The following is a 19,878-nucleotide window of genomic DNA, read 5'->3' on the forward strand; positions in this document are numbered from 1 at the left end:
CCCGCAGTGGGCCGCATGAGGAACTTGTACGCACGGATCATCCGGCCCACCCCCCTTCGGCTGTCGTGATCAACATAGTGCAGGCCACTGACAACACAGCGAACTCCGGCGCTTCGCGCCTCCGGACCGAGGATGCGTTTCCCTCCCCGGCTGAAGCCGGGGATACCCACGCAAGATCACGGATGGCAGGTCCTTCCGGGGCGGACACGGGGCTCCGTTCCGGGCGGTCTGCCCGGAACGGAGCGGGAGGGGGAATGCAGGCTCAGTTGAGCTCGTCGGGGTGGGGGCCGGTGCGCAGGTCGCGGTCGAGCGCGGCCACGGCCTGCATCTCATCGGCCGTGAGCTCGAAGCCGAAGACGTCGAAGTTCTCGCGGATACGGGCCGGGGTCACCGACTTGGGTATGACGATGTTGCCCAGCTGCAGGTGCCAGCGGATGACGACCTGGGCGGGGGACTTGCCGTACTTGGCGGCGAGCTCACCGATGACCGGGTGGTCGAGCACCGCGCCCTGGGCGAGCGGGCTCCACGCCTCGGTGGCGATCTTGCGCTCGGCGTGGAACGCCCGCAGCTCGGCCTGCTGGAGGCCGGGGTGCAGCTCGATCTGGTTGACGACCGGGGTCAGCGTCGCGCCGTCCAGCAGCCGCAGCAGGTGGCCGGGCTGGAAGTTGGAGACACCGGCGGCGCGGATGCGGCCCTCCTCGGCGAGGCGCTCAAGGGCCCGCCAGGAGTCGCGGTACAGGTCGCGGGCCGGGGCCGGCCAGTGGATCAGGTAGAGGTCGACGTAGTCGAGGCCGAGCTTGGCGAGGCTGGCGTCGAAGGCGCGGAGGGTGGCGTCGTAACCCTGTTCCGCGTTCCACAGCTTGGTGGTGATGAACAGGTCCTCGCGGGGCAGCCCGGACGCGGCGAGGGCGCGGCCGACGCCGGTCTCGTTGCCGTAGATCGCGGCGGTGTCGATGCTGCGGTAGCCGGTCTCCAGTGCGGCGGTGACCGCGGCGGTGGTCTCGTCGTCGGGGACCTGGAAGACGCCGAAGCCGAGCTGGGGGATCTCGACGCCGTTGTTGAACGTGACGGTGGGGACAGAAGTGGGTGCCATGGTGCTGGTGCTCCTTCAGGCGGTACGGGGGGAGAGGGTGTAACGGACGGTCTGGGCGCTGATGAGGCCGTCCTGGAAGACGAAGGTGTCGACGCCGTCGGCGACCTGGTGGGTGGCGCTGGTGGCGGTCCACTGGAGGAACAGGACGTTCCCTGCGAACTGCGGGGTCAGCTGCCAGTCGGCGTCGGGCAGGTCGGCCAGCAGGCGGCCGATGCCGTCCTGCACGCCCTGACGTCCGGTCAGGACACCTTCGGGGGTGAGGAAGACGGCGTCCTCCGTGTAGTTCTGGCTGATCAGGTCGAGGTCGCCGGTACCCAGGCGGGTGCCGTGGTCGGCGAAGACCTCCTGCGGCGTGCGCGTCATCAGGCGAGTTCCTTCAGTGCGGCGGAAGCGAACGAGTGGTCCTGCGCGGGGGCGCCGCCACCGACACCGATCGCGCCGATCAGGCGGCCGTCGCGGTGGACGGGGATGCCGCCGGCGATGAACAGCAGCGGCCGGTCGAGCGCGGTGGGCAGGGAGTGGAAGGGCCCGTCGGGCTTGACGAGGTCGACCAGGTCGGCCGTCGGGGCGTTCAACTGCAGGGCGGTGAAGGCCTTGCGGGTGCTGGTCTCGCCGGAGATCAGCACCGCCTGGTCGTCGCGGCGGAAGGCGAGCAGATGGCCGCCGGCGTCGAGGACGGTGATGCTGACCGGGACTCCGGCCGCCTGGGCGGCGCGGTGGGCGGCCGCGATCAGGATCTCGGCGTCCGCGGTGCTGAGTGGGGTGACAGCGATGGTGCTCATGGTGCTTTCCCTGGGGGTGAGATGAAGGGGAGGGGAGTCAGTGGTGAACGGGGGTGCGGGCGGCGGCGCCGACGGGCTCCGGCGTGGGGGTACGGCGCTCCAGGGCGGCCGACCAGAAGGCCAGGACGAGCGCGGCGGCGGCGAGGACGGCGCCGACCCAGTTCGGGGAGGTGTAGCCGAAGCCGGCGGCGATGACGATGCCGCCGAGCCAGGCGGACAGAGCGTTGCCGAGGTTGAACGCGCCGATGTTGACGGCCGAGGCCAGGGTGGGTGCTCCGTGGGCCTGGTCCAGCACGCGCTTCTGCAGCGGCGGCACAGTGGCGAATCCGAGCGCTCCGACCAGGAGGATGGTGATCGCGGCGAGGATCTTGCTGTGCGCGGTGAAGGTGAACAGCGCGAGCACGACGGCGAGGCCGCCGAGGGTGACGTACAGCATGGGCATCAGCGCGCGGTCGGCATAGCGCCCGCCGAGCAGGTTGCCGAGGAACATGCCGACGCCGAACAGCACCAGCAGCCAGGTGACCGCGCCGTCGGAGTAGCCGGCGACACGGGTCATCATCGGCGCGATGTAGGTGATCGCGGCGAACACACCACCGAAGCCGAGCACCGTCATCGCCATTGCGAGCAGCACCTGCGGGTTGCGGAACGCGGTCAGCTCCCGGCGCAGGTGCGCGCCCTCGGGCCGCGGTGTGGCGGGCACGAGCTTGGCGACACCGAGCAGCCCGACCACGCCGAGCGCGGCGACGACGACGAAGGTGGTGCGCCAGCCTGTGGCCTGCCCGATGTAGGTGCCCAGCGGCACACCGACGATGTTGGCGATGGTCAGTCCCGTGAACATGGTGGCGATGGCGCCGGCCTTCTTGTCCGGAGCGACCAGATCGGCGGCGACGACCGAGCCGATGCCGAAGAACGAACCGTGGGCGAGGGAGGCGACGACGCGGCCGGTCAGCATCAGCCCGAAGTTCGGGGCGAGGGCGGAGACCACGTTGCCGAGCACGAACAGGGCCATGAGCAGCATGAGCATCCGCTTGCGGCTGACCTTGGTGCCGAGCACGGTCAGCAGTGGTGCGCCGATGACGACGCCGAGGGCGTAGCCGGTGACGAGCAGGCCCGCGGTGGGGATGGAGACACCGTAGTCGGCGGCGATCTCGGGCAGCAGCCCCATGATCACGAACTCGGTGGTGCCGATGCCGAAGGCCCCGACAGCCAGAGCGAGGAGTGCGAGGGGCATGGGCTCAGCCCTTCTGTGATTACTTGAACGAGCGCCTTGCATGCATCCAAAATAGTTGCAGACGCCTACAAGTGCAAGCGCGGGCAATGTGTGGGTGCAGGGGTGTGTCGGTGAGCGCGCAGGGTGGCTTGTGTCGCGAACCTGCCCGCGCCCAGGCGGGACGCAGTGGGGGGCGGAGAACTGTGCGACGGCGCCCGACGTCGACGCTGCGCGTGCGGCTGCCGATGAGCTCTGAGCGGCATCGACCGGCTCGTGTCAGTGGCTCCGCCGTCGTGCGGACCCGCCGTTACGTGTGGGGTGTGAGAGGGGAGCGGGGGTGGGGGAGGGGGGCGTCGGTGTCCGCGGTCGGTCTCGAGGCGGACCGAAGGCCGTGGCCAACCCGCCTGCGACGGATGCGGCCGCCCTGGGCGGTGCTGCCCCGCCTGGGCCGACCCCTGCGGCGATCGCGTGCGCGCGCCGCGCGACGAAGGGCCTGCCCTGCATGTTGGGCGCCTGGCGGCGGCGGTCCGGTGACCCGGCGGCCCGGAACCTGCTGGCCGCCCCATCACTCAAGGGCGCGCCAAGGCCGAACCGGCGGGTTTCCTCCCCGCCCGGTGGAGGTGTCAGTACGAGCCGCGTGACACGGTCATTGCCCGGCCGGTGGCTGCAGGGTTCCCGCGCACTGCTGGAATCGGTCGCGCGGGAAGGCGATCGGGTCGCTCGGGTCTACGGGCGTCGCGACGGAGCGTCCACCGCTTCCACCGCCGCGACCAGCGAGGACAGTTCGGGGTTCTTGGCGGCCTCGTCGAGGGCTTCCCGGAGGGCGGCGTCGTTGGTCGGCCGGGCTTCCTCCAGGAGCTTCAGGCCGGCCTCGGAGACGTTGGTGTAGATGCCGCGGCGGTCGGTCGGGCACAGGTATCGGGACAGCAGGTTGCGGTCTTCCAGGCGCGTGACCAGGCGGGTTGTGGCGCTCTGGCTGAGCACGACCGCGTCGGCGACCTGCTTCATCTGCAGATGGCCGCCTTCGCCGTCGTGCTGGCGGCTCAGCACGTCGAGCAGCGAGTACTCCCGGACGCTCAGGCCGTGCTTGGACTGCAGTGCGCGCTCGATGTGCGCCTCGATCCTGCCGTGCAGGAGGGAGAGGGCGCCCCATCCGCTGGCGAGGGCGGTGAGTGCTGGGTCTGTGGCGGTCATGGGGTCCAGGTCTCCTTCCGGGTGTGGCTGGAATGCAGGATAAGCCATGCAGTGAAATATTGGCTACAGCCCATATAGAGCTAATGCAATCATCCGCCCGCCCGGGTCCCCTCACCGACGGCGGCACGCCCCGGCCGCCGTCGGTGAGGGAACCCGGGCGCCGTGCGAGGCACGGCACCCCGGCGCGCATCTGCCGGCGGGCGAGGTCGGGGTGTCGTCCGCCGGTCGGTCATGCGCGGTGGTACTGGACGGGGGAGGGGGCCTCGCCGCCGAGTTCGGCGGCGGCGTGGTGTGCCCAGTGCGGGTTGCGCAGGAGTTCACGTCCGAGGAGGACGGCGTCGGCCCGGCCGGAGGTGATGACGTCCTGTGCCCGGGCGGGCTCGGTGATCAGGCCGACGGCTGCCCCGGGCATGCCGGTCTCCTTGCGGACCCGCTCGAAGCGGGTCCGGCCTTCGAAGGAGCCACAGGCCTGGCACTGGGCGGGGCGGGGACGCCGTGATCTGCGACGGCTCAGGGAAGGATGGAGTCGACGTAGCCGCCGTCGACGCGCAGGGCGCCGCCGGTGGTGGCGGAGGCGTAGGGCGAGGCGAGGTAGACGACCATGTTGGCGATCTCCTCGGGCTCGATGAGCCGCTGAAGCAGGGACTGGGGACGGTACTTGACCATGAACTCGTGCTGCGCCTCGTCCCAGGGCAGTTTGTCGCCGACGAGTTCGCGGACGAACTCCTCGACTCCGCCGGTGTGGGTCGGCCCGGCGATGACGGAGTTGACGGTGACGCCGGTGCCGGCGGCGTCCTTGGCGAACCCGCGGCTGACGGCGAGCAGCGAGGTCTTCGTCATGCCGTAGTGGATCATCTCGGCGGGGATGACCACCGCCGAGTCGCTGGCGAGGTTGAGGATCCGTCCCCAGCCGCGTTCCTTCATGCCGGGCAGGTAGGCGCGGATGAGCCGGACGGCGGACAGGACGTTGACCTCGAAGTAGCGGCGCCACTCGGCGTCGTCGATCTCCAGCGGTGAGGCGGAGCCGAAGATGCCGAGGTTGTTGACGAGGATGTCGACCGTGGGCACGGCCTTCAGTACGGTGGCGGTGCCCTGCTCGGTCGCCAGGCTGCCCACGGCGCCGGTGACGTCGTCGCTGACGGAGGCGGCACGCACGGTGCGGACGGCGCCCGCGACGCGCTCCTCGCTGCGGCCGTTGACGACGACGCGGGCTCCCGCGCGGGCGAGGCCGGTGGCGATGGCGAGGCCAATGCCCTGGGTGGAGCCGGTGACCAGAGCGGTGCGGCCGGAGAGATCGATCTGCATGATGGGTTCTTCTCGTCGAGGCGGTGGCGCTGCTGCGGTGTTACCCGGTGCCACCAACCGTCTTGCCGGACGGTTGCTTTGGGGCGTTTGGGGTCGGTTGAGGGTGTCGGGGTCCGGGCCGGTGCGCAGGCCTCGGCGACGACACCGCGCTCGGTGTGGGGGCGTACCCGGGCACACCGCAGCCCGGGTACGCGGGGCGTGTACCCGGGCTGCGCGGTGAGGCCTCGCGGCGGGCGGGGCCGGGTGTCAGGCCGCGAGGGTCTTGTGGAGGGCGTCGAGGCCGTCGCGGTAGATGCCGGTGAAGAGGTCGACGACTTCGTCCTCGCCGGCGTTGTCGGGGTTGAAGCGTCCGGACCACTGGACCTCGGCGATGTCGTTCCGGCCGGGAATCGTGTGGACCCGGATGGTGGAGACGTAGCCGTTGACGGGGAACGGGGCCTGGAGGATGGCGTAGCTGTAGTGGCGTTCGGTCTCGTTGAAGTCCACGAGGCGCTCGATGATGACCTCGCCCTCGGGGTTCTTCAGCCGGCGGACCCGGCCGCCTTCGAGTGCGGTGCTCTCGGGGATGTAGGGGAGCCAGTCGGGCAGGGCGTCGAAGCCGCCGATGAGGCTCCAGACCTTGTGGGGGGAGGCGGGCACTATGCGGCTGACGGAGGTGGAGGCCATGATCTTTCTCCTGGATCCTGGTGCTGGGGCGAGGGTTTCGGGGAGGGGGCTGGGAGTCAGGCGCCGTTGGGCAGCGGGGCGGCCGGGCTGACCAGGCCGGCGGCGCGCAGGTCGGTCCAGAACGCGGCCGGGACGGTCTCGTTCAGGGCGGCGACGTCCTCGGCGATCCGGCTCGGGCGGGTGGCGCCGGGGACGACCGCGGCGGCAACCGGGTGGGCGAGGGAGAACTGGAGGGCGGCGGCCTTGATGGAGACGCCGTGCTTGGCGGCCAGGGCCTTCAGGCGGGAGACCTTCTCGACGATCTCCGGCGGGGCCTGCTGGTACTCGAAGTGGGTGCCGCCGGCGAGGACGCCGGAGCTGTAGGGGCCGCCGACGACCATGTCGACGTTCTGCTCCTGGGCCATCGGCAGCAGCCGCTGAAGGGCGTGCCCGTGGTCGAGGAGGGTGTAGCGGCCGGCGAGGAGGAAGCCGTCGGGCTGCGGCTCGTCGAGGGCGAGGGTGAGCTCGATGGGCTCGGTGCGGTTGACACCCAGACCCCAGGCCTTGATGACGCCCTCGTCGCGCAGCCGGGACAGAACGCGGAAGGCTCCGGTGCGGGCCTCCTCGAACTTCTGCAGCCACAGGTCGCCGTGGAAGTCCTGAGCGATGTCGTGGACCCAGACGATGTCGAGCCGGTCGACGCCGAGGCGCTTGAGGCTGTCCTCGATGGAGCGCTCGGTCGCTTCGGCGGTCCACACGTGGAGCATCTTGTTGGGGTTGCCGTGCTCGAACAGGCCGCCCTTCTCGCCGAGGTCGCGGGCGCCTTCCTCCAGCTCGTCGAGGATGACGCGGCCGACCTTGGTGGACAGGACGTAGGCGTCGCGGGGCTTGGTGGACAGGACCTCGCCCAGGCGGGACTCCGAGAGGCCGGCGCCGTAGAAGGGGGCGGTGTCGTAGTAGCGGATGCCCTGGTCCCAGGCGGCCTCGACGGTGGCGGCGGCCTCCTCGTCGGGGATCGCGCGGAACATGTTGCCGAGCGGGGCGGTGCCGAAGCCGAGCTTGCCGGGAAGGATTTCCTTGAGGGACATGACAGTGCCTTTTCGATCAGTGGTGCCGGGGTGTGTGACGGCATCCCCGGCACGGGGGTGAGGCATGAGTGGACGGATGCCTCTGCGGTTGGCGACTCTGCCGACGGAGCTGTGGCAGTGGTTGCACGGCGGCGTCTGGTCAGAGCTGGGCGCAGGATGCATATGAATGCAGGAGCGCCTTACAGGTAAGAACAATAATTGCAGACGCTGGGTAATACAAGTGTTGGCTGCCACACACACGCCGACCGGTCGATCCGGGCTCGGGCGCCGGCCTATGAGGCACGGGCCTTCCCCACGGGCTCCCGGCCGGTACCTCCGCGGACGCGTCGGGTGCGAGCCGTCCGGCACGGGTATCGGCTCCATGCCGAGCGCCCGCCTCAGGGAAAGATTGTGGGGACGAGACCGCCGTCGACGCCGAGCGCCCTGCCCGTGGTCGCCGCGGCCTGCTCCGACGCCACGTAAGTGATCATGCTGGCCACCTCGTGGGGGCGGATCAGGCGTTTGAGCAGGGAAGCAGCCGCACGGTTCTCGGCCAGGTAGCGCTGCTCCTGCTCACCGGGGTCGAGGCCGGGGTAGAGCTTGTCGAACATGGCCAGCACGCCGTCGCTCATCGTCGGTCCGGGCAGCACGCAGTTCACCGTGACCCCGGTGCCGGCGACCTCCTGGGCCATGCCGCGGGACACGGCCAGCTGCGCCGTCTTGGTGATCCCGTAGTGGACCATGTCCGTCGGCGTCTGGACGCCGGCCTCGCTGCTGACGAAGACCACGCGGCCTCACCCGCGCCGGGCCATCCGTGGCGTGTAGTGGTGTGCCAGGCGCATGCCGGAGAGCACGTTGACCTCGTAGAGGCGCAGCCAGTCCGCGTCGGGGATCTCGAACACGGGCCTGGCTTCGAAGATGCCGGCGTTGTTGACCAGGATGTCGACGTCGGGCAGTTGCCGGATCAGGTCGGCCGTCCCTTCGGCGGTACCGACGTCGGCCGTGACGCCGCGCCCGTGGATCCGCTTCGCGGTCTCGGCGACGCGGTCGGCGTTGCGGCCGTTGACCACGACGTCAGCCCCATTGATCGGCGCACTTCACGCACGCGCATGCGCGCCTTGGAAGGCCGGAATTAAGGATCATCAGCAGAACGTAGGGGCCGCTCGGGAAGTTGGGCCGTTCAGGTGCCCTCAAGACGGAGCGCCGGTCCGTTACCCCGTTGCTGGTTCAGCTGAGCGGGAAGGCGATCCGGGGCGCTCGACACGTCCTTCGCCTTCGCCGCGCACCTGATCGACGCCGGCATCGACGCTTCGGTCGGCACCGTCGATGACGCCCTGGACAACGCGCTCATGGAGTCCCGGATCGGCCTCTGCAAAAGTGAGTTGATCAAGCTGAGGAAGCCCCGGCGCGGCCTGGCCGACGTCGACTCGGCGCCGCGGAATGGGTCGGCTGGTTCAACAACCAGCGCCTCCACACGGGCATCGGAGACATCCCGCCCCACGGCGCTCTCAACGTCCTACAGGCCGGGCTGGTCCGTCGCGAAGCCCAACCGGCATAGCGAGAAGTCTCCCCGTTCACGGGGTGGAGGAGTCACCGATCCCGGAGCGCTTCAGCTCGGCTTCAGTGGGTCGGAGAGCGCCGTGACGGTGGGTCGACATGAACGGCTGAGGGGGGCTTTCCGGGTGCGTGAAGCAAAAGGAACTGCAGGGACGAAGGGGCTTCAGCGGTATGAACGCCCCTCGTGCTCCCGGACGCCGTGGTGAGGTCCCTCGTGGTCCCGGATTTACTCGGCCTGGTCACTGCCCCGGCGTCAACGGCCGTCGTTGCTCATCCGGTGAGTGGCTTGGTCGTGGTTCAGGATCCATTCGATCTGGTCATTGACCCAGCGTCGACGGGCGTCGTCGTTGCTCATCCGGTGAGTGACTTGGTCGTGGTTCAGGATCCATTCGATCTGGTCACTGACCCAGCGTCGACGGGCGTTGTCGTCGCTCATCCGTCCCCCGTCCCGGCCGCGGGCGTCATGGGTGTCGAGGAGCTGCACGTGGTGGGAAACGATGGCTGTCCGGTCGCCGGTCGGGTGGACCGCTGCCGAGGCGGGACCACCCGTCGCGAGGATTCCGGCTGCTGCGACCGTCACAGAAGCGGCCACGACAGCAGCGCGTCGCGCAATCCTGAAAGCCATGATCTTTCCTCCTTGCTTACCGCGGGACCTGCACAACAGGCCGCGGGGGCTTGCCTTCAGTCAGGCACTGACGACAGTACCCGGAAATGGTTGAACGATGAACTACTTGGCTCGTGAGGTGCGCCATATCCCGAAGAGTCGTTGCGTCGAAATATTTGCGGTGGCTTCATCGGCTGCCTGCCGCTCGGGGCCGGGTGGTCGCGGCGACACGGGCAACGGCTTGTGCACCGCCGTGCACCGGCAGCCCGCCCCGGTCGCCGGCACCGGCCGACGCTGCCGTTCGCTCAAGGGCAGCAGCAGCCCAACGCCACCAAACACGCAGCCGGTTGACCGCAAACTCCTCCGGGTCGTCATGCCGGATCAGCGACGGCCAGGATCGGAGCTGACACCTTGTTTCCTCACGGCTCCAGTGGTCGATGCAGGTCTGCACGACGGCGGTCTGCGGCCGGATGGCGTTCACGGCCCCACCGCCCGGTCGGGCAAGTCGCGGTGCGACCCGGGAGCCCTTGGCTGTCAGGGCGTGCCGGTAGCCCCCGGTCCATGTGGTCGAAGGTTGCACGGAGCGGTGAAAACCTCAGTCAGCGCGTGTCCGCGCGGTCCAGGTCGGCCAGCAGCCTTTCCGCGTCGGTCATGAGTGAGCCGTAGACGTGCCAGGCACCGGGCTTGGTGAGGGTGCCCCGGGCGATCATGTCGGTCATGGTGTGGTGCCAGGTCAGCGCGCCGTCGATCGCTCCGCGCAAGCGTTCACGGGGGGATGTGCCCGGTGAGCCGGTCGCCGGGGCCGGTTCGGCGAATGCCTGGACGGCCGTTCCCGCCAGCTGGAGGGTTTCGGCGTACTGGTCGAGGAACTGGTGCCCCAGGTGGTGATCGGCGTGGTTGTCGTGTGCGTTGTCGGCGAGGGTCCGCGCGATTCCGCGTACCTGGATCGACACGCCGCGCAGGGCGCTGAATGTGTCGTTGAAGGTCGTCTCCTTGCGCCGCGCGTGCGCGACGCAGCGTGTGTTCCACCGCAGGCTCTCGTCGGCCTGCCGCACCTGTTCCTCTGCACGAGCGAGGCGTTTGTCCAGGCTGCGCGCCTGGTGCAGCCAGCTGTGGGCCTTCGAGGTGAGCTGTCGCCGGGAGAGGCCGGTACCCATGTCTTGCAGCAGTGTTCCCATGGAGCGGGCGAGGTCGCGTACGGCGGAATCGGACTCGTTCAGGTAGAGCGGTGGCAGGACGAGGGCGTTCACCGCAATGCCCGCGGCCGCGCCGGTGAGCGTTTGGAGCACGGGGGATACGAGGCTGCCCATGGGATTGGTTGCGGTGGCGGCCAGTGCGATGACTGCGGTGGAGGCGATCTGGAGACGGTCGTCAGCGGTGCGGCGGGGGCCTGCCAGGACCGCGATGACCGCGATGACCGCGACGGCGCCCGCGGTCGGTCCCAGTAGCCGGGCCGTCGCGAGGGCGAGGACCAGCCCGGCGATCCTGGCCACTACATTTTGTGCCGCCTTGGTGACGGACTGGTAGACCGTGGAGGCGTTGACCATGAGCAGAGCCGTGGCGACCGCCATGTAGGGCCGGCCGTCGGGGGACCAGGGGGCCACGATGCCCCAGGTGAGCAGTGCCGCGATGAGGGTTTTGGCGCCGTGCACCACATGGTCGGCCCGTTTGGTGCGGAGCAGGCCGGCGAGGCGACGTAGCGGCCCTGTCGTCGTCACCGGAGTGCGTCCCAGCCGAATGGTTGAATATTGCACGACATTGATGATGGCATCATATGTCCGTTTTGACTTCGTGACGTCGGCCACGACCGCCGTGGTGGCCCCCGGGTGAATGGCTCAGGGGGCTCCGTCCAGCAATTGGGCGAGGTGGGTGTCGAGGTCCAGTGCCTCGGTTTCCCTGGCGGCGGGCACGAGCTGATATGTGCAGCGCAGCCACCGCTCGACCGCCGGGAGTGAGGCCGTGAGGCGGGCGGACCCGTGGGGGGAGGACAGGAGGAGGTGCAGGAGCGCCTCGGGGCCGGATCCGGCGGGCCAGACTTGCACGTCGCCGTCTCCGCTGAGGGTCTGAACCCCTGCGGCGAGAAGGTCGCGTGCGAAGACCCACGGGACCAGGTCCTGGGAGCCGTCCTGGAAGAGGAGCTGCACGGCGAGCGGGTCATGTGACCTGTAGAGCAGGTGGGTCGGTACGAGGATCCGCTCACCCAGAGGGGATGCGAGCTCCATGTCGAGCATGTGGTCTACGCAACTGATCATGGTTCGAGGGGTGTTGGGGCCGGGGGCGCCGGGCCCGGGCGGTGGAACGGTGCCCGGACTCGGCGCTCGCCATGGTCCGTGTGGTCAGCGGAAGATGCTGTGGTCGAAGTCGTGGGCGTTGCCGATCACGACGACCCATGTGCCGTGCTCCCACTGGTAGAAGCGGTGGTTGTCGAAGCGGTAACGGTGACCGTGGTCGTTGCTGTACCAGTACCGGCCCTCTCGCTCCCAGCTGCGGTGGCCGTCCCAGCGCCGGTCGCCGCGGTGGTCGTCCCGGTCGCTCCAGCGGTGGCCGTTTCCGTCCCGGTCGCCCCAGCTGTAGCGGTGGTCGTTTCGGTCGCCACGGTGATCGCCGTACGGGGCGCCCGGCGTGTAGGAAGCAACCGCGGCATGGCCGGCCGCAGGGTTCGGAGCTGCCGAGGCGGCGCCGCCCGCTGCCAGCAGGGTGCCGGCTATGGCTGCGAGGGTGACGGCCGCGGTGGCGGCGCGACGTCCGAGGGTGTGATTCATGATCTTTCTCCTTGTTCGGTGCCGGAGCCGTGTGGGTGGGGCTCCGGCGGCGCCCCGGTGGTGGCGGGGCAGGAGTGACGCTACTCCGAAATAAGTTGAACATTGAACGTTGCCTCTGTGACATATTTCATCACCTTCAGGACTTTCCGGCTCCGGGATGTCGTGGCGAAGCCGGTCGCCGTCGTCTGCTGCCCTGTGCTTGCCGAAAGCCTCATCCATACAGGTCGCGCGGCATGTTCGTACTCGTGGAGGATGCCGCTCAGGCGTTCGTGACCGCGTATGCCGAGGCGGGCGATCTGCCCTGGATCGTTGATCGCCGCGGGCAAGGGGGTGCAGCGGTCGGGCGTTCGTGATGCCCTGGTGCGGCTTGCGCTCGTTGTGGAAGGACTCGAACTCACTTAGGGCGTGCAGGAGATGGCGCTGGTTCCAGATCAGTGTGCGGTCCAGCATTTCCTGTCGGCACGTTTGCGCCCACCCCTCCATGGCCGAGTTCATTCTCGGCATCCGGACGCGGCTGAGCGCGGTCTCGATCCCCGCCCTTCAAGATGGCGTCGGGTTGTGCGCCGGAGCATGGAAGGGGCTGCTGGGCCCGCCGTTGGCCTCGCCGACGGGTCACGGTTTGGGTCCTCGGCCTACGAGAGGCCAGGGTATCCGCACCGCCCTGCGGCCTGTATCGGCTGTTGGGTCACTGTTCTTGAGGGGGCATCACCTATGTCCGCTTCTGTATCCGCCTGCCGTAACGAGGCCACCGTCCTGGCCGCAGGCGCTGTCGTCTCCGCCGTCGCCCTGCCGGCCTCTGCTCACGACAACGACCGCCACCGGCACCCGCGGGGCGAAATCAGTGCCATGCAGGCCGACAGCCCCGGCCGCGACAACCGCACCACCGTCACCGCCTGCATCTGCGCCCGGGTCACCCAACCGCGATTCGCTCCATCGGCCAGGTCACCTCGTGGAAGCCGTCGATCAGGCTGGTGCGGACGCGGCCGTCGGAGACGAGCAGTTCGGTGGCGGCTCGGCGGTCCAGGGCGGCGCGGTTCTTCGTGGCGAAGAAATGCATCCTGCGGGACTCGACGCCGATCATGTAGGTCAGCAGCTGCCAGTTCACCGCGGGCTTTCCCGTGAGCTGGTGGACGGGGACCTTGTTGGCGGGATCCGCGATCCAGGCTGCGAAGCGAGTCTCGGCCGCTGGTTCGATCGTCACGCCCGCCCTGCAGTAAATCCGGTACTTACTGCGGCGGGAGCGGGGTCAGGTCTGCACTCGCCGGGCGAAGCGGCGCAGGGCTAGGTGGCCCAGAGCGGCGGTGCCGAGGGTGAGGGCGGTGAGGTAGGCCCAGGTGGGCATGTGGCCGGTGGAGGGCGTGAGGTTGGCGCGGAGGCCCTCGCTCATGTAGACGAGCGGGTTGGCCAGGGTCAGGACCTGGACCCAGCGGATCGGGTGCAGAGCGGTCCACGGGTAGTAGACGCAGCCCAGCATGGTGGCGGCGGCCAGGAGCAGGCCGAGCAGCGGCCCGAAGGCGGAGGCGTCGACCGCGGTTCCGAGCAGCAGCCCGAGGGTGGAGGCGAGCAGCGCGCTGAGCACCAGTGTGGTCAGCAGCAGGGGCCAGTTGTCGATGTGGGCTCGGGGTGCGTTGCCGGGGGCGTGGACGAGCCAGACGATCGGGACGACGACGAGGGTCGAGACGAGGCCGAAGACCGCGGATGAGGTGATCTTCTGCAGGCCCAGGGCCCAGACGGGCAGGGGCGCCAGGGCGCGGTCGGTGATCTCGCGGCCGGGGCCGAGTTCGGCGGCCAGCGGCCCGGTGACGGACATGATGCTCTGCAAGGTGAGGGTGCTGGCGATCAGGCCGGGCAGCAGGATCGTGGAGAACGAGGTCGCGCCGCCCAGTCCGCTGCCGATGCTGGGCATGACGTAGGCGAAGGCGAAGGTGAACAGCAGTGGCTGGAGGCCGACCTGGATGAGCAGTGCGGGCAGGTTGCGGCCCAGGACGTGGAGGTCGCGCGTGGTCAGCGCGCGGTAGGCGTGCCAGGCGGCGCGGCGGGACGACAGCGGGCGGGGGGTGGTGGCGAGGGGGTTCGCGGTGGTCATGGCGTGTAGTCACGTCCGGTCAGGGTGAGGAAGGCGGTCTGCAGGCTGGGGGGTGTGGTGGTGGCGTCGCGGACGGTGAGGCCGGCCGCGCTGCCGGCTCGCAGCAGGTGGCCCAGGACGCCGTCGGGATGGGTGGTGCGAACCCGTACGGTCGGGCCGTCCACGGCCACGTCGTGGGCGCCGCCGGGGATGCTGTGGAGAGCGTCGGTGGCCGGGGTGGCATCGCCGTCGTAGTGGACGGTGATGACCGTCTGCGCTCCGCTGGACGCCTTGATCGCCCCGGGGGTGTCGCAGGCGAGCAGGTGCCCGTGGTCGACGACGGCCAGGCGCTGGCACAGGGCCTCGGCCTCGTCGAGGTAGTGGGTGGTCAGCACCACGGTCTGGCCGGTCTCGTGCAGGCTTGCGATGATCCGCCAGAGGTCCTCGCGCGCCTGCGGGTCGACGCCCGCGGTGGGTTCGTCGAGGAAGAGCACCTCCGGCAGGTGCATCAGGGCCCGGCCGATCATGACCCGGCGGGCCTGGCCGCCGGAGAGCTGGTGGGCTTTGGCGCCGGCCTTGTCGGCGAGGCCGAACTGCTCCAGCAGTTCGAGCGCGCGGCGGCGGGCGGCTGGGGCGGGCATGCCGAAGTAGCGGCCGCGGAAGGCGAGGTTGTCCGCGACGGTGAGCGCGCGGTCAAGGGTGTTGGCCTGGGAGACCACACCGATGCGGGACTTCACGCCGACCGGGTCGGCACTCACTTCGTACCCGGCGACCCACGCCTTTCCGGCGCTGGGCGCGACCAGGGTGGTGAGCATGCCGATGGTGGTGGATTTGCCGGCGCCATTGGCGCCGAGCAGGCCGAAGAACTCGCCCTGGTGGACCGTCAGGTCCAGGCCGTCGACGGCGACAAGGCCGCCCTGCGCGCGCGGATAGACCTTGCGCAGGCCCTTCGTGCGGATGGCCGCCGGGGCGTGGGCCGTGGTGGCGGCCGGGGCGAGGGGCGGTGCGGGGGCGGGGGAGGAAGTCAAGTGGTTGCTCCAAGGCGCGGATGAGGCATCCGTCGGGAGGTGTGCCGCGGGTTATGGGGTGAGGGTGTGGCCGGGCAGGCCGGTGCCGCCCAGGCGCGTCAGCAGCGCGGACATCTGGCCGATGTCCTCCTTGCTCCACGGGGGCGCGGCGAAGATCTCGGCGGCGATCTGCTCCGCCGTGGCGAGCATGTCCGTCAGACGTGCGCGGCCGGTGTCGGTCAGCGTGGCGTAGGCCACCCGGCCGTCACGGGCGTCCGTCTCGCGCGTCACCAGCCCGATCCGCTCCAGCGGCGCCAGCCCCCGGGTCACCCCGGAGGCAGTCAGACCCAGCGCCTCGGCCAGGTCCACCCGGCGCATCCGACTGCCGGGTGCCTGCCCCAGACGCAGCAGCATCGTGAAGTCGGCCAGGCTCACCCCGTGCAGCCCTCCCAGACTTGCGTCGAACCGCTTCACCAGGGCCGTCTGGGCCCTCACGAGACGCAGCGACGCGTCCAGCGCATCACTCATTGCCACCTCCTTGACTGCTCAAGCATAACAGGAGCTTGAGTAGTCAAGGATTTGTTTAGTTGATGGCCGGACGGAGTCCTTGGACAGGGGCTTGGGGTGCCGGGGTCCTGTGACCGAGGCGTGGGCCTGAGTGCCGTCTCCCTGCTGCGATGCTCACCGGGATGAGCGCTGCCTGGCCAGGATTGCGTGGCGAGGAACGCTCGACGGCCGGGTGAAGACCGTGCAGCTGGAGGATTCAGAGGTTCTTCTGGGCTGCGGCGCGGCGCTGCCGTTTGCTCAGTGGCGCCTGGGAGAGATCCTCGGCCTGGGACCTGAGGTTCTTGTAGCCGTAGCCGCGCTCGGTCAGCCACGCCTTCGCCGCCGCTTCGGCGCGTTCGGACGCTTCCAGGATGTCCTCCTCTTCCTCCCCGGAATCCAGGAAACGGAAGGTGAAGGCGGATCGCGCTGTCAGGTCGTAACTGAGGTGCCCCTCGGGCGTGAAGGCCGCGCGCAGAACATCGTGCTCTGCGGCGCGGGCCAGGAGTTCGGCGTGCTGATCGGTGCTGAGTCCGTCGAAGACACCGCGGACGGTGATACGGAAGGTGCGAGTACTCATCCCACGACACTAACCAGCAAGATCGGCGGACTCCACCGGTGTTTCCGGCAAGAACGACGGTACTGCCCCGGATCACTGGGCCCGCGGGATGCTGCCGAACCCCGGTGCTGGGGCGGACGGCCGCCGTGGCGGGGCAGGTGGCGCTCGAGTGTGCCGCACAGCCGGTCGGTGTCGTCCCCCTCCGTGGCGCGCTTCGGTAGACAGTGCACGACGAGCAGGTACGGCGGGGGCGTCAGCAGGACGAATCCGGTGCGCTGTGGGCGCTGCTGCGAGGTCCGTCGTCCTTGTCCTGGCCGGGCACTGCCACCGGCCGGCGGGTTGGTCACGCCGGGGAGGAGGACACCGCTTCCCCGTCCTGCCGCGCCATCCGTGTCGGCATCGGCTCACCCGCCACCGAGTCCCGCAGGAACAGGGGTGTCGAGCCGGCCATGCTCAGGTAGCCGTTCAGACTCCGCGTGAGGGCGAGGGTGTAGCCGTCGGGAGTGTCTGCCCAGCTCGTGCGCGGAGGGGCAAGCCCTTCGTCCCTCGTCACCCAGCCCCACTCCCGCCACACCCCCGTCACCAGGTCGAAGTAGCGGTCGCTGGTGTCCGGTGTGGGTCCCAGCACCCAGTACCGGATGTCGAAGGTGGCCCAGCCGTCATCGGGATGATTCAGGTCCTCGGACAGGACAACCCCGTGGTGCAGGCCCGCGTGGGGCAGGTCCGGATGCTGTAGCGCCAGCGACAGTTCCGGGGGCAGCGCGCGGAGCGTCTCCGTGAAGTGCCGTAGCAGCCGGGTACGCGCCTGTGCCTGTGTTCTCATCGTTCTCACCCGCATAGGATGCCCGTGATCAAGCGGGACAAGGGGCTGAGGTGGGAGAAATACCAGGTGCGCGTGAGGAGTTGGAACGGCTCGGGCGTGCCCTGCGTGCGCAGCTCGTCGAGCTGATCGATGACCTGACCCCCGGCGCCGACCTCGGCCTGCTCTTCCTCGACGAGCCGAACGTCGCCGATTGGCACGAGCCTCTGCGCTACAGCTACTCGGCCGTGTTCCGTGGGGAACGCCCCGAAGGGGTCGGCGCTGCCGACATCGCCTTGCGGGCGGCCGGCCTGCTCAGGTCGGCCGGCTGGGACGGCGCGGGGCCGCAGGAGGAGATCGACGGCACGAAACGCACGTACGTCCTCACCGCCCGCCGCCCCGACGGCACCCGCATCGAAGTCCGCACGGGCGACCACAACTCGGCCGTGCTCTACAGCGGGCAGACCCCCGCCCTGGCCCTTCGCGAGCCGGAGGAGTTCCAGTGGCCGGAGCCGGCCCGGACGCCCGAGACTCTCACGCCCGGCTACGTGCTCTGCTACGAGTGCGACGGCCTCGGCGCCTGCCAGGACTGTGGTGGACGCGGCTGGGTGCCCAGCGAGCCCCATGGGCGCAGCAACTGCCGCCAGTGCGGCGGGCAACGCGTCTGCCCCATCTGCCGGGGCGGCGGCCAGTTGGCCGTCTCCCGGCTGTCGCCGTACCAGCTGACCTACTACCCCGAACTGAGCCAGTAACCGCTCAGGGCCTGTCTGGAGTCGTGATCGATACGGTCTGATTCGCTGGTAGGTCGTCGGCGAGGACGCGGCCCATCCAGTCGGGCAGCAGGTCGCCGAGTCGGTTGTGGAGCATGGAGGCGAAGTCGCGGACGTGTCCGGCTCGGCGGCCCCGTCGTGCTTGTGTAGGACAACGTACGCATCCGCCTGACCGCCCACCCTGCGAGAGTTCATCACCGCGAACTCCGACTGGCTCATGGTCTTCCAGCTGCCCACCTACGCGCCGGACCTGCACCCGCAGGAGGCATCTGGTCACTGGTCAAACGTGACATCGACAACCTCGCCGCAGCTGGGCTGAGCCAGATCACCCGGTCCGTCAAGCACAGGCTCAAGCAGATTCAGCACCGCCCTGTCCTGGTCGACCGCTGTCTCACCGGCACGGGCTTGGTCATGGACGGCTGACCGACATCACACATTTCACCTCAGCAACTCAGACATGCTGTGGGCCCGCTCTTCGGCGGGCCCACGGTCTTCCGGTCACGTGCTGCGGCTCCATGCGTCGACCGTGGCGGCAGCCCAGGCGTTGACGCGTTCCGCAAACTTTTCCGCGGGGAACGTCCCGTCGACAGCGACATCTTCGATCGTGACAGAGAAACGGGATGGCGGCGCGTCCCGGCGCGGCAGCGCCGCGTCGCGGACGACCTGTGAAGGCATGCTCTTCACGCGATGGGAGTTGCCGCGACGAGCCTGGCCGGCAAGCTGGTTCACTTCATCGAGGCCGCCTTCGAGATATGCGTGCAGGAGCGCCCAAGCCATCGCACCGTCGTCGGCGGGAAGCCGACTGGGGTGCTGGAACAAGAAGCAAGAGACTGAGACGCCGTGCAACGGCCCCCATGGTGCCTGCCGTGCGTGATCCAGCGCGAGCAAGGCATGGAACAGGTCGTCACAGGATCGCGAGTCCATGGACACACCGCACTCCGCGCAGGTTTTCATGCCTCCTCCTTGATCGTCGAAGTACAACGTAGTACTCCAACTGACGTTCGAGGATTGTTATAGCGAGGCGGCCTCCCGTCGCCGCTGCCGGTGACACACGACTGAACCATCTGTGGGCAGGAACGGGGCATCGCCACGCGAAGGCCGAACGCGCCATCGACACCTACGCCCGCCTCGCGGGCCGGCTATGAACCAGCTGAAACCAGCGAGCCCATGGGCGCGCACCGCCGACCCGGACCCAAGGTGGTCGGGGTTTGATCAACGGGGCGTTGTCGCTGGTCACTGGCCTGGAGCGGGTACCGGGGGTCGTAGTGGCGGCTGCGTTGACAGGTTTGGCTATTGGGATTAGCTTTTAGCTAAGAGTGTTAGCTACGCCTGGGAGATGTCGTGACTGAGTACCTTGCCGTCGACGGCGGCACGATCGCCTACGAGGTGGCGGGGTCCGGCCCGCTGATCGTTCTCGCGCACGGCATGGGTGACAGCCGCGCCGCGTACCGTGCTGTGATCCCCTCGCTGGTGGCGGCGGGCTATCGGATTGCCGCGGTCGATCTGCGCGGCTGCGGCGAGTCCAGCGTCGGCTGGCCGGCCTGGAGCCGCACCGCCATCGCCGGCGACCTGCTCGCCGTGATCCGCCACCTGGGCGGCCCGGCCGTGCTCGTCGGCCACTCGATCTCCGGCGGCGCCGCCACCATTGCCGCGGCGCAGGAGCCCTCGCTGATCACTGCGGTTGTCGAGTTGGCGCCGTTTACCCGCAAGCAGTCGATCCGCCTCGGCGACCTGCGGGTAAAGCGTTTCCGGCGGGGCATGCTGCGGCTGCTCGGCACGGGCATGTTCGGCAGTGTGCCGCTGTGGCGCTCGTACCTCGACGTGGCCTACCCCGGCGTGAAGCCGGCCGACTGGGCCGAGCGGCTCGGCCGCATCGAATCCCTGCTGCGCGAGCCGGGCCGGATGAAGGCCATGCA

At 69.4% G+C, this 19,878-nt stretch carries 22 protein-coding genes and 1 pseudogene; 2 read left to right on the plus strand and 21 right to left on the minus strand.

Annotated elements, in window-relative coordinates; all coding sequences use genetic code 11:
* Positions 1 to 262 precede the first annotated feature (262 nt).
* The 20 genes and pseudogenes from ACNPQM_RS39820 to ACNPQM_RS39915 all read right to left on the minus strand — a co-directional run bounded on the left by ACNPQM_RS39820 (position 263) and on the right by ACNPQM_RS39915 (position 17,216).
* A complete protein-coding gene (locus ACNPQM_RS39820) occupies positions 263 to 1,093 on the minus strand; it encodes an aldo/keto reductase (RefSeq protein WP_418087810.1) in 831 nt (276 codons plus the stop codon).
* A gap of 15 nt (positions 1,094 to 1,108) precedes the next feature.
* A complete protein-coding gene (locus ACNPQM_RS39825; protein WP_418087811.1) occupies positions 1,109 to 1,456 on the minus strand; it encodes a nuclear transport factor 2 family protein in 348 nt (115 codons plus the stop codon).
* Positions 1,456 to 1,875 (minus strand): GlcG/HbpS family heme-binding protein, encoded by a 420-nt coding sequence (locus ACNPQM_RS39830; RefSeq protein WP_358862809.1) that lies wholly within the window; start codon positions 1,873 to 1,875, stop codon positions 1,456 to 1,458. The genes ACNPQM_RS39825 and ACNPQM_RS39830 overlap by 1 nt, the downstream gene beginning before the upstream one ends.
* A gap of 37 nt (positions 1,876 to 1,912) precedes the next feature.
* Complete coding sequence (locus tag ACNPQM_RS39835; protein ID WP_358862810.1) at positions 1,913 to 3,106, minus strand: MFS transporter; 1,194 nt, start codon at positions 3,104 to 3,106, stop codon at positions 1,913 to 1,915.
* A 705-nt stretch (positions 3,107 to 3,811) separates the two neighbouring features.
* Positions 3,812 to 4,279, minus strand: coding sequence for a MarR family winged helix-turn-helix transcriptional regulator (locus tag ACNPQM_RS39840; protein WP_358862811.1), 468 nt, complete (start codon positions 4,277 to 4,279; stop codon positions 3,812 to 3,814).
* Positions 4,280 to 4,508: 229 nt separating this feature from the next.
* Positions 4,509 to 4,691 carry a hypothetical protein gene (locus ACNPQM_RS39845; protein ID WP_418087812.1) on the minus strand — a complete coding sequence of 61 codons (183 nt, stop codon included), beginning with the start codon at positions 4,689 to 4,691 and terminating at the stop codon, positions 4,509 to 4,511.
* A 98-nt stretch (positions 4,692 to 4,789) separates the two neighbouring features.
* Complete coding sequence (locus tag ACNPQM_RS39850) at positions 4,790 to 5,584, minus strand: SDR family NAD(P)-dependent oxidoreductase (RefSeq protein WP_418087813.1); 795 nt, start codon at positions 5,582 to 5,584, stop codon at positions 4,790 to 4,792.
* A gap of 246 nt (positions 5,585 to 5,830) precedes the next feature.
* Positions 5,831 to 6,250: an SRPBCC family protein gene (locus tag ACNPQM_RS39855; RefSeq protein ID WP_418087814.1), complete on the minus strand. Its 420-nt coding sequence runs from the start codon at positions 6,248 to 6,250 to the stop codon at positions 5,831 to 5,833.
* A 56-nt stretch (positions 6,251 to 6,306) separates the two neighbouring features.
* Complete coding sequence (locus ACNPQM_RS39860; protein ID WP_358863030.1) at positions 6,307 to 7,317, minus strand: aldo/keto reductase; 1,011 nt, start codon at positions 7,315 to 7,317, stop codon at positions 6,307 to 6,309.
* 377 nt (positions 7,318 to 7,694) lie between these two features.
* Positions 7,695 to 8,384: pseudogene (locus ACNPQM_RS39865) on the minus strand (SDR family NAD(P)-dependent oxidoreductase).
* 722 nt (positions 8,385 to 9,106) lie between these two features.
* Complete coding sequence (locus ACNPQM_RS39870) at positions 9,107 to 9,478, minus strand: hypothetical protein (RefSeq protein WP_418087815.1); 372 nt, start codon at positions 9,476 to 9,478, stop codon at positions 9,107 to 9,109.
* 578 nt (positions 9,479 to 10,056) lie between these two features.
* The gene (locus ACNPQM_RS39875; protein ID WP_418087816.1) at positions 10,057 to 11,175 is read right to left on the minus strand and encodes an FUSC family protein; all 1,119 of its coding nucleotides are present in this window, start codon (positions 11,173 to 11,175) and stop codon (positions 10,057 to 10,059) included.
* A 117-nt stretch (positions 11,176 to 11,292) separates the two neighbouring features.
* The gene (locus tag ACNPQM_RS39880) at positions 11,293 to 11,709 is read right to left on the minus strand and encodes an SsgA family sporulation/cell division regulator (protein ID WP_418087817.1); all 417 of its coding nucleotides are present in this window, start codon (positions 11,707 to 11,709) and stop codon (positions 11,293 to 11,295) included.
* Positions 11,710 to 11,793: 84 nt separating this feature from the next.
* On the minus strand, positions 11,794 to 12,219 hold the full coding sequence (locus ACNPQM_RS39885; protein WP_418087818.1) for a hypothetical protein: 426 nt from the start codon (positions 12,217 to 12,219) through the stop codon (positions 11,794 to 11,796).
* 910 nt (positions 12,220 to 13,129) lie between these two features.
* Positions 13,130 to 13,420: a hypothetical protein gene (locus tag ACNPQM_RS39890; protein WP_418087819.1), complete on the minus strand. Its 291-nt coding sequence runs from the start codon at positions 13,418 to 13,420 to the stop codon at positions 13,130 to 13,132.
* A gap of 45 nt (positions 13,421 to 13,465) precedes the next feature.
* Positions 13,466 to 14,305, minus strand: a complete 840-nt coding sequence (locus tag ACNPQM_RS39895) for an ABC transporter permease (protein ID WP_418087820.1) — start codon at positions 14,303 to 14,305, stop codon at positions 13,466 to 13,468.
* A complete protein-coding gene (locus tag ACNPQM_RS39900; RefSeq protein ID WP_418087821.1) occupies positions 14,302 to 15,312 on the minus strand; it encodes an ABC transporter ATP-binding protein in 1,011 nt (336 codons plus the stop codon). The genes ACNPQM_RS39895 and ACNPQM_RS39900 overlap by 4 nt, the downstream gene beginning before the upstream one ends.
* A gap of 51 nt (positions 15,313 to 15,363) precedes the next feature.
* The gene (locus ACNPQM_RS39905) at positions 15,364 to 15,819 is read right to left on the minus strand and encodes a MarR family winged helix-turn-helix transcriptional regulator (protein WP_418087822.1); all 456 of its coding nucleotides are present in this window, start codon (positions 15,817 to 15,819) and stop codon (positions 15,364 to 15,366) included.
* Positions 15,820 to 16,054: 235 nt separating this feature from the next.
* A complete protein-coding gene (locus tag ACNPQM_RS39910; protein ID WP_418087823.1) occupies positions 16,055 to 16,414 on the minus strand; it encodes a DUF6204 family protein in 360 nt (119 codons plus the stop codon).
* A gap of 322 nt (positions 16,415 to 16,736) precedes the next feature.
* On the minus strand, positions 16,737 to 17,216 hold the full coding sequence (locus ACNPQM_RS39915) for a hypothetical protein (RefSeq protein ID WP_418087824.1): 480 nt from the start codon (positions 17,214 to 17,216) through the stop codon (positions 16,737 to 16,739).
* 50 nt (positions 17,217 to 17,266) lie between these two features.
* Here ACNPQM_RS39915 and ACNPQM_RS39920 point away from each other — a divergent pair, with 50 nt between their 5' ends.
* Positions 17,267 to 17,944, plus strand: a complete 678-nt coding sequence (locus tag ACNPQM_RS39920; protein WP_418087825.1) for a hypothetical protein — start codon at positions 17,267 to 17,269, stop codon at positions 17,942 to 17,944.
* A gap of 516 nt (positions 17,945 to 18,460) precedes the next feature.
* On the opposite strand, the gene ACNPQM_RS39925 is transcribed toward ACNPQM_RS39920, so the two are convergent.
* A complete protein-coding gene (locus tag ACNPQM_RS39925; protein WP_418087826.1) occupies positions 18,461 to 18,916 on the minus strand; it encodes a DUF5946 family protein in 456 nt (151 codons plus the stop codon).
* Between the two features lie 387 nt (positions 18,917 to 19,303).
* On the opposite strand from ACNPQM_RS39925, the gene ACNPQM_RS39930 reads away from it, so the two are divergent.
* The coding region (locus ACNPQM_RS39930) for an alpha/beta hydrolase (protein WP_418087827.1) at positions 19,304 to 19,878 on the plus strand (575 nt) is incomplete at its 3' end.

Origin of the sequence: Streptomyces sp. NPDC056231 (assembly GCF_048270745.1) — a bacterium.
GTDB lineage: Bacteria > Actinomycetota > Actinomycetes > Streptomycetales > Streptomycetaceae > Streptomyces.

Coding starts and splice junctions, on each gene's coding strand:
- ACNPQM_RS39895 (WP_418087820.1), bottom strand. CDS start 14,305: ATGACCACCGCGAACCCCCTCGCCACCACCCCCCGCCCGCTGTCGTCC.
- ACNPQM_RS39915 (WP_418087824.1), bottom strand. CDS start 17,216: ATGAGAACACAGGCACAGGCGCGTACCCGGCTGCTACGGCACTTCACG.
- ACNPQM_RS39835 (WP_358862810.1), bottom strand. CDS start 3,106: ATGCCCCTCGCACTCCTCGCTCTGGCTGTCGGGGCCTTCGGCATCGGC.
- ACNPQM_RS39905 (WP_418087822.1), bottom strand. CDS start 15,819: ATGAGTGATGCGCTGGACGCGTCGCTGCGTCTCGTGAGGGCCCAGACG.
- ACNPQM_RS39825 (WP_418087811.1), bottom strand. CDS start 1,456: ATGACGCGCACGCCGCAGGAGGTCTTCGCCGACCACGGCACCCGCCTG.
- ACNPQM_RS39925 (WP_418087826.1), bottom strand. CDS start 18,916: ATGAAAACCTGCGCGGAGTGCGGTGTGTCCATGGACTCGCGATCCTGT.
- ACNPQM_RS39855 (WP_418087814.1), bottom strand. CDS start 6,250: ATGGCCTCCACCTCCGTCAGCCGCATAGTGCCCGCCTCCCCCCACAAG.
- ACNPQM_RS39840 (WP_358862811.1), bottom strand. CDS start 4,279: ATGACCGCCACAGACCCAGCACTCACCGCCCTCGCCAGCGGATGGGGC.
- ACNPQM_RS39880 (WP_418087817.1), bottom strand. CDS start 11,709: ATGATCAGTTGCGTAGACCACATGCTCGACATGGAGCTCGCATCCCCT.
- ACNPQM_RS39845 (WP_418087812.1), bottom strand. CDS start 4,691: ATGCCCGGGGCAGCCGTCGGCCTGATCACCGAGCCCGCCCGGGCACAG.
- ACNPQM_RS39820 (WP_418087810.1), bottom strand. CDS start 1,093: ATGGCACCCACTTCTGTCCCCACCGTCACGTTCAACAACGGCGTCGAG.
- ACNPQM_RS39910 (WP_418087823.1), bottom strand. CDS start 16,414: ATGAGTACTCGCACCTTCCGTATCACCGTCCGCGGTGTCTTCGACGGA.
- ACNPQM_RS39885 (WP_418087818.1), bottom strand. CDS start 12,219: ATGAATCACACCCTCGGACGTCGCGCCGCCACCGCGGCCGTCACCCTC.
- ACNPQM_RS39830 (WP_358862809.1), bottom strand. CDS start 1,875: ATGAGCACCATCGCTGTCACCCCACTCAGCACCGCGGACGCCGAGATC.
- ACNPQM_RS39850 (WP_418087813.1), bottom strand. CDS start 5,584: ATGCAGATCGATCTCTCCGGCCGCACCGCTCTGGTCACCGGCTCCACC.
- ACNPQM_RS39870 (WP_418087815.1), bottom strand. CDS start 9,478: ATGGCTTTCAGGATTGCGCGACGCGCTGCTGTCGTGGCCGCTTCTGTG.
- ACNPQM_RS39860 (WP_358863030.1), bottom strand. CDS start 7,317: ATGTCCCTCAAGGAAATCCTTCCCGGCAAGCTCGGCTTCGGCACCGCC.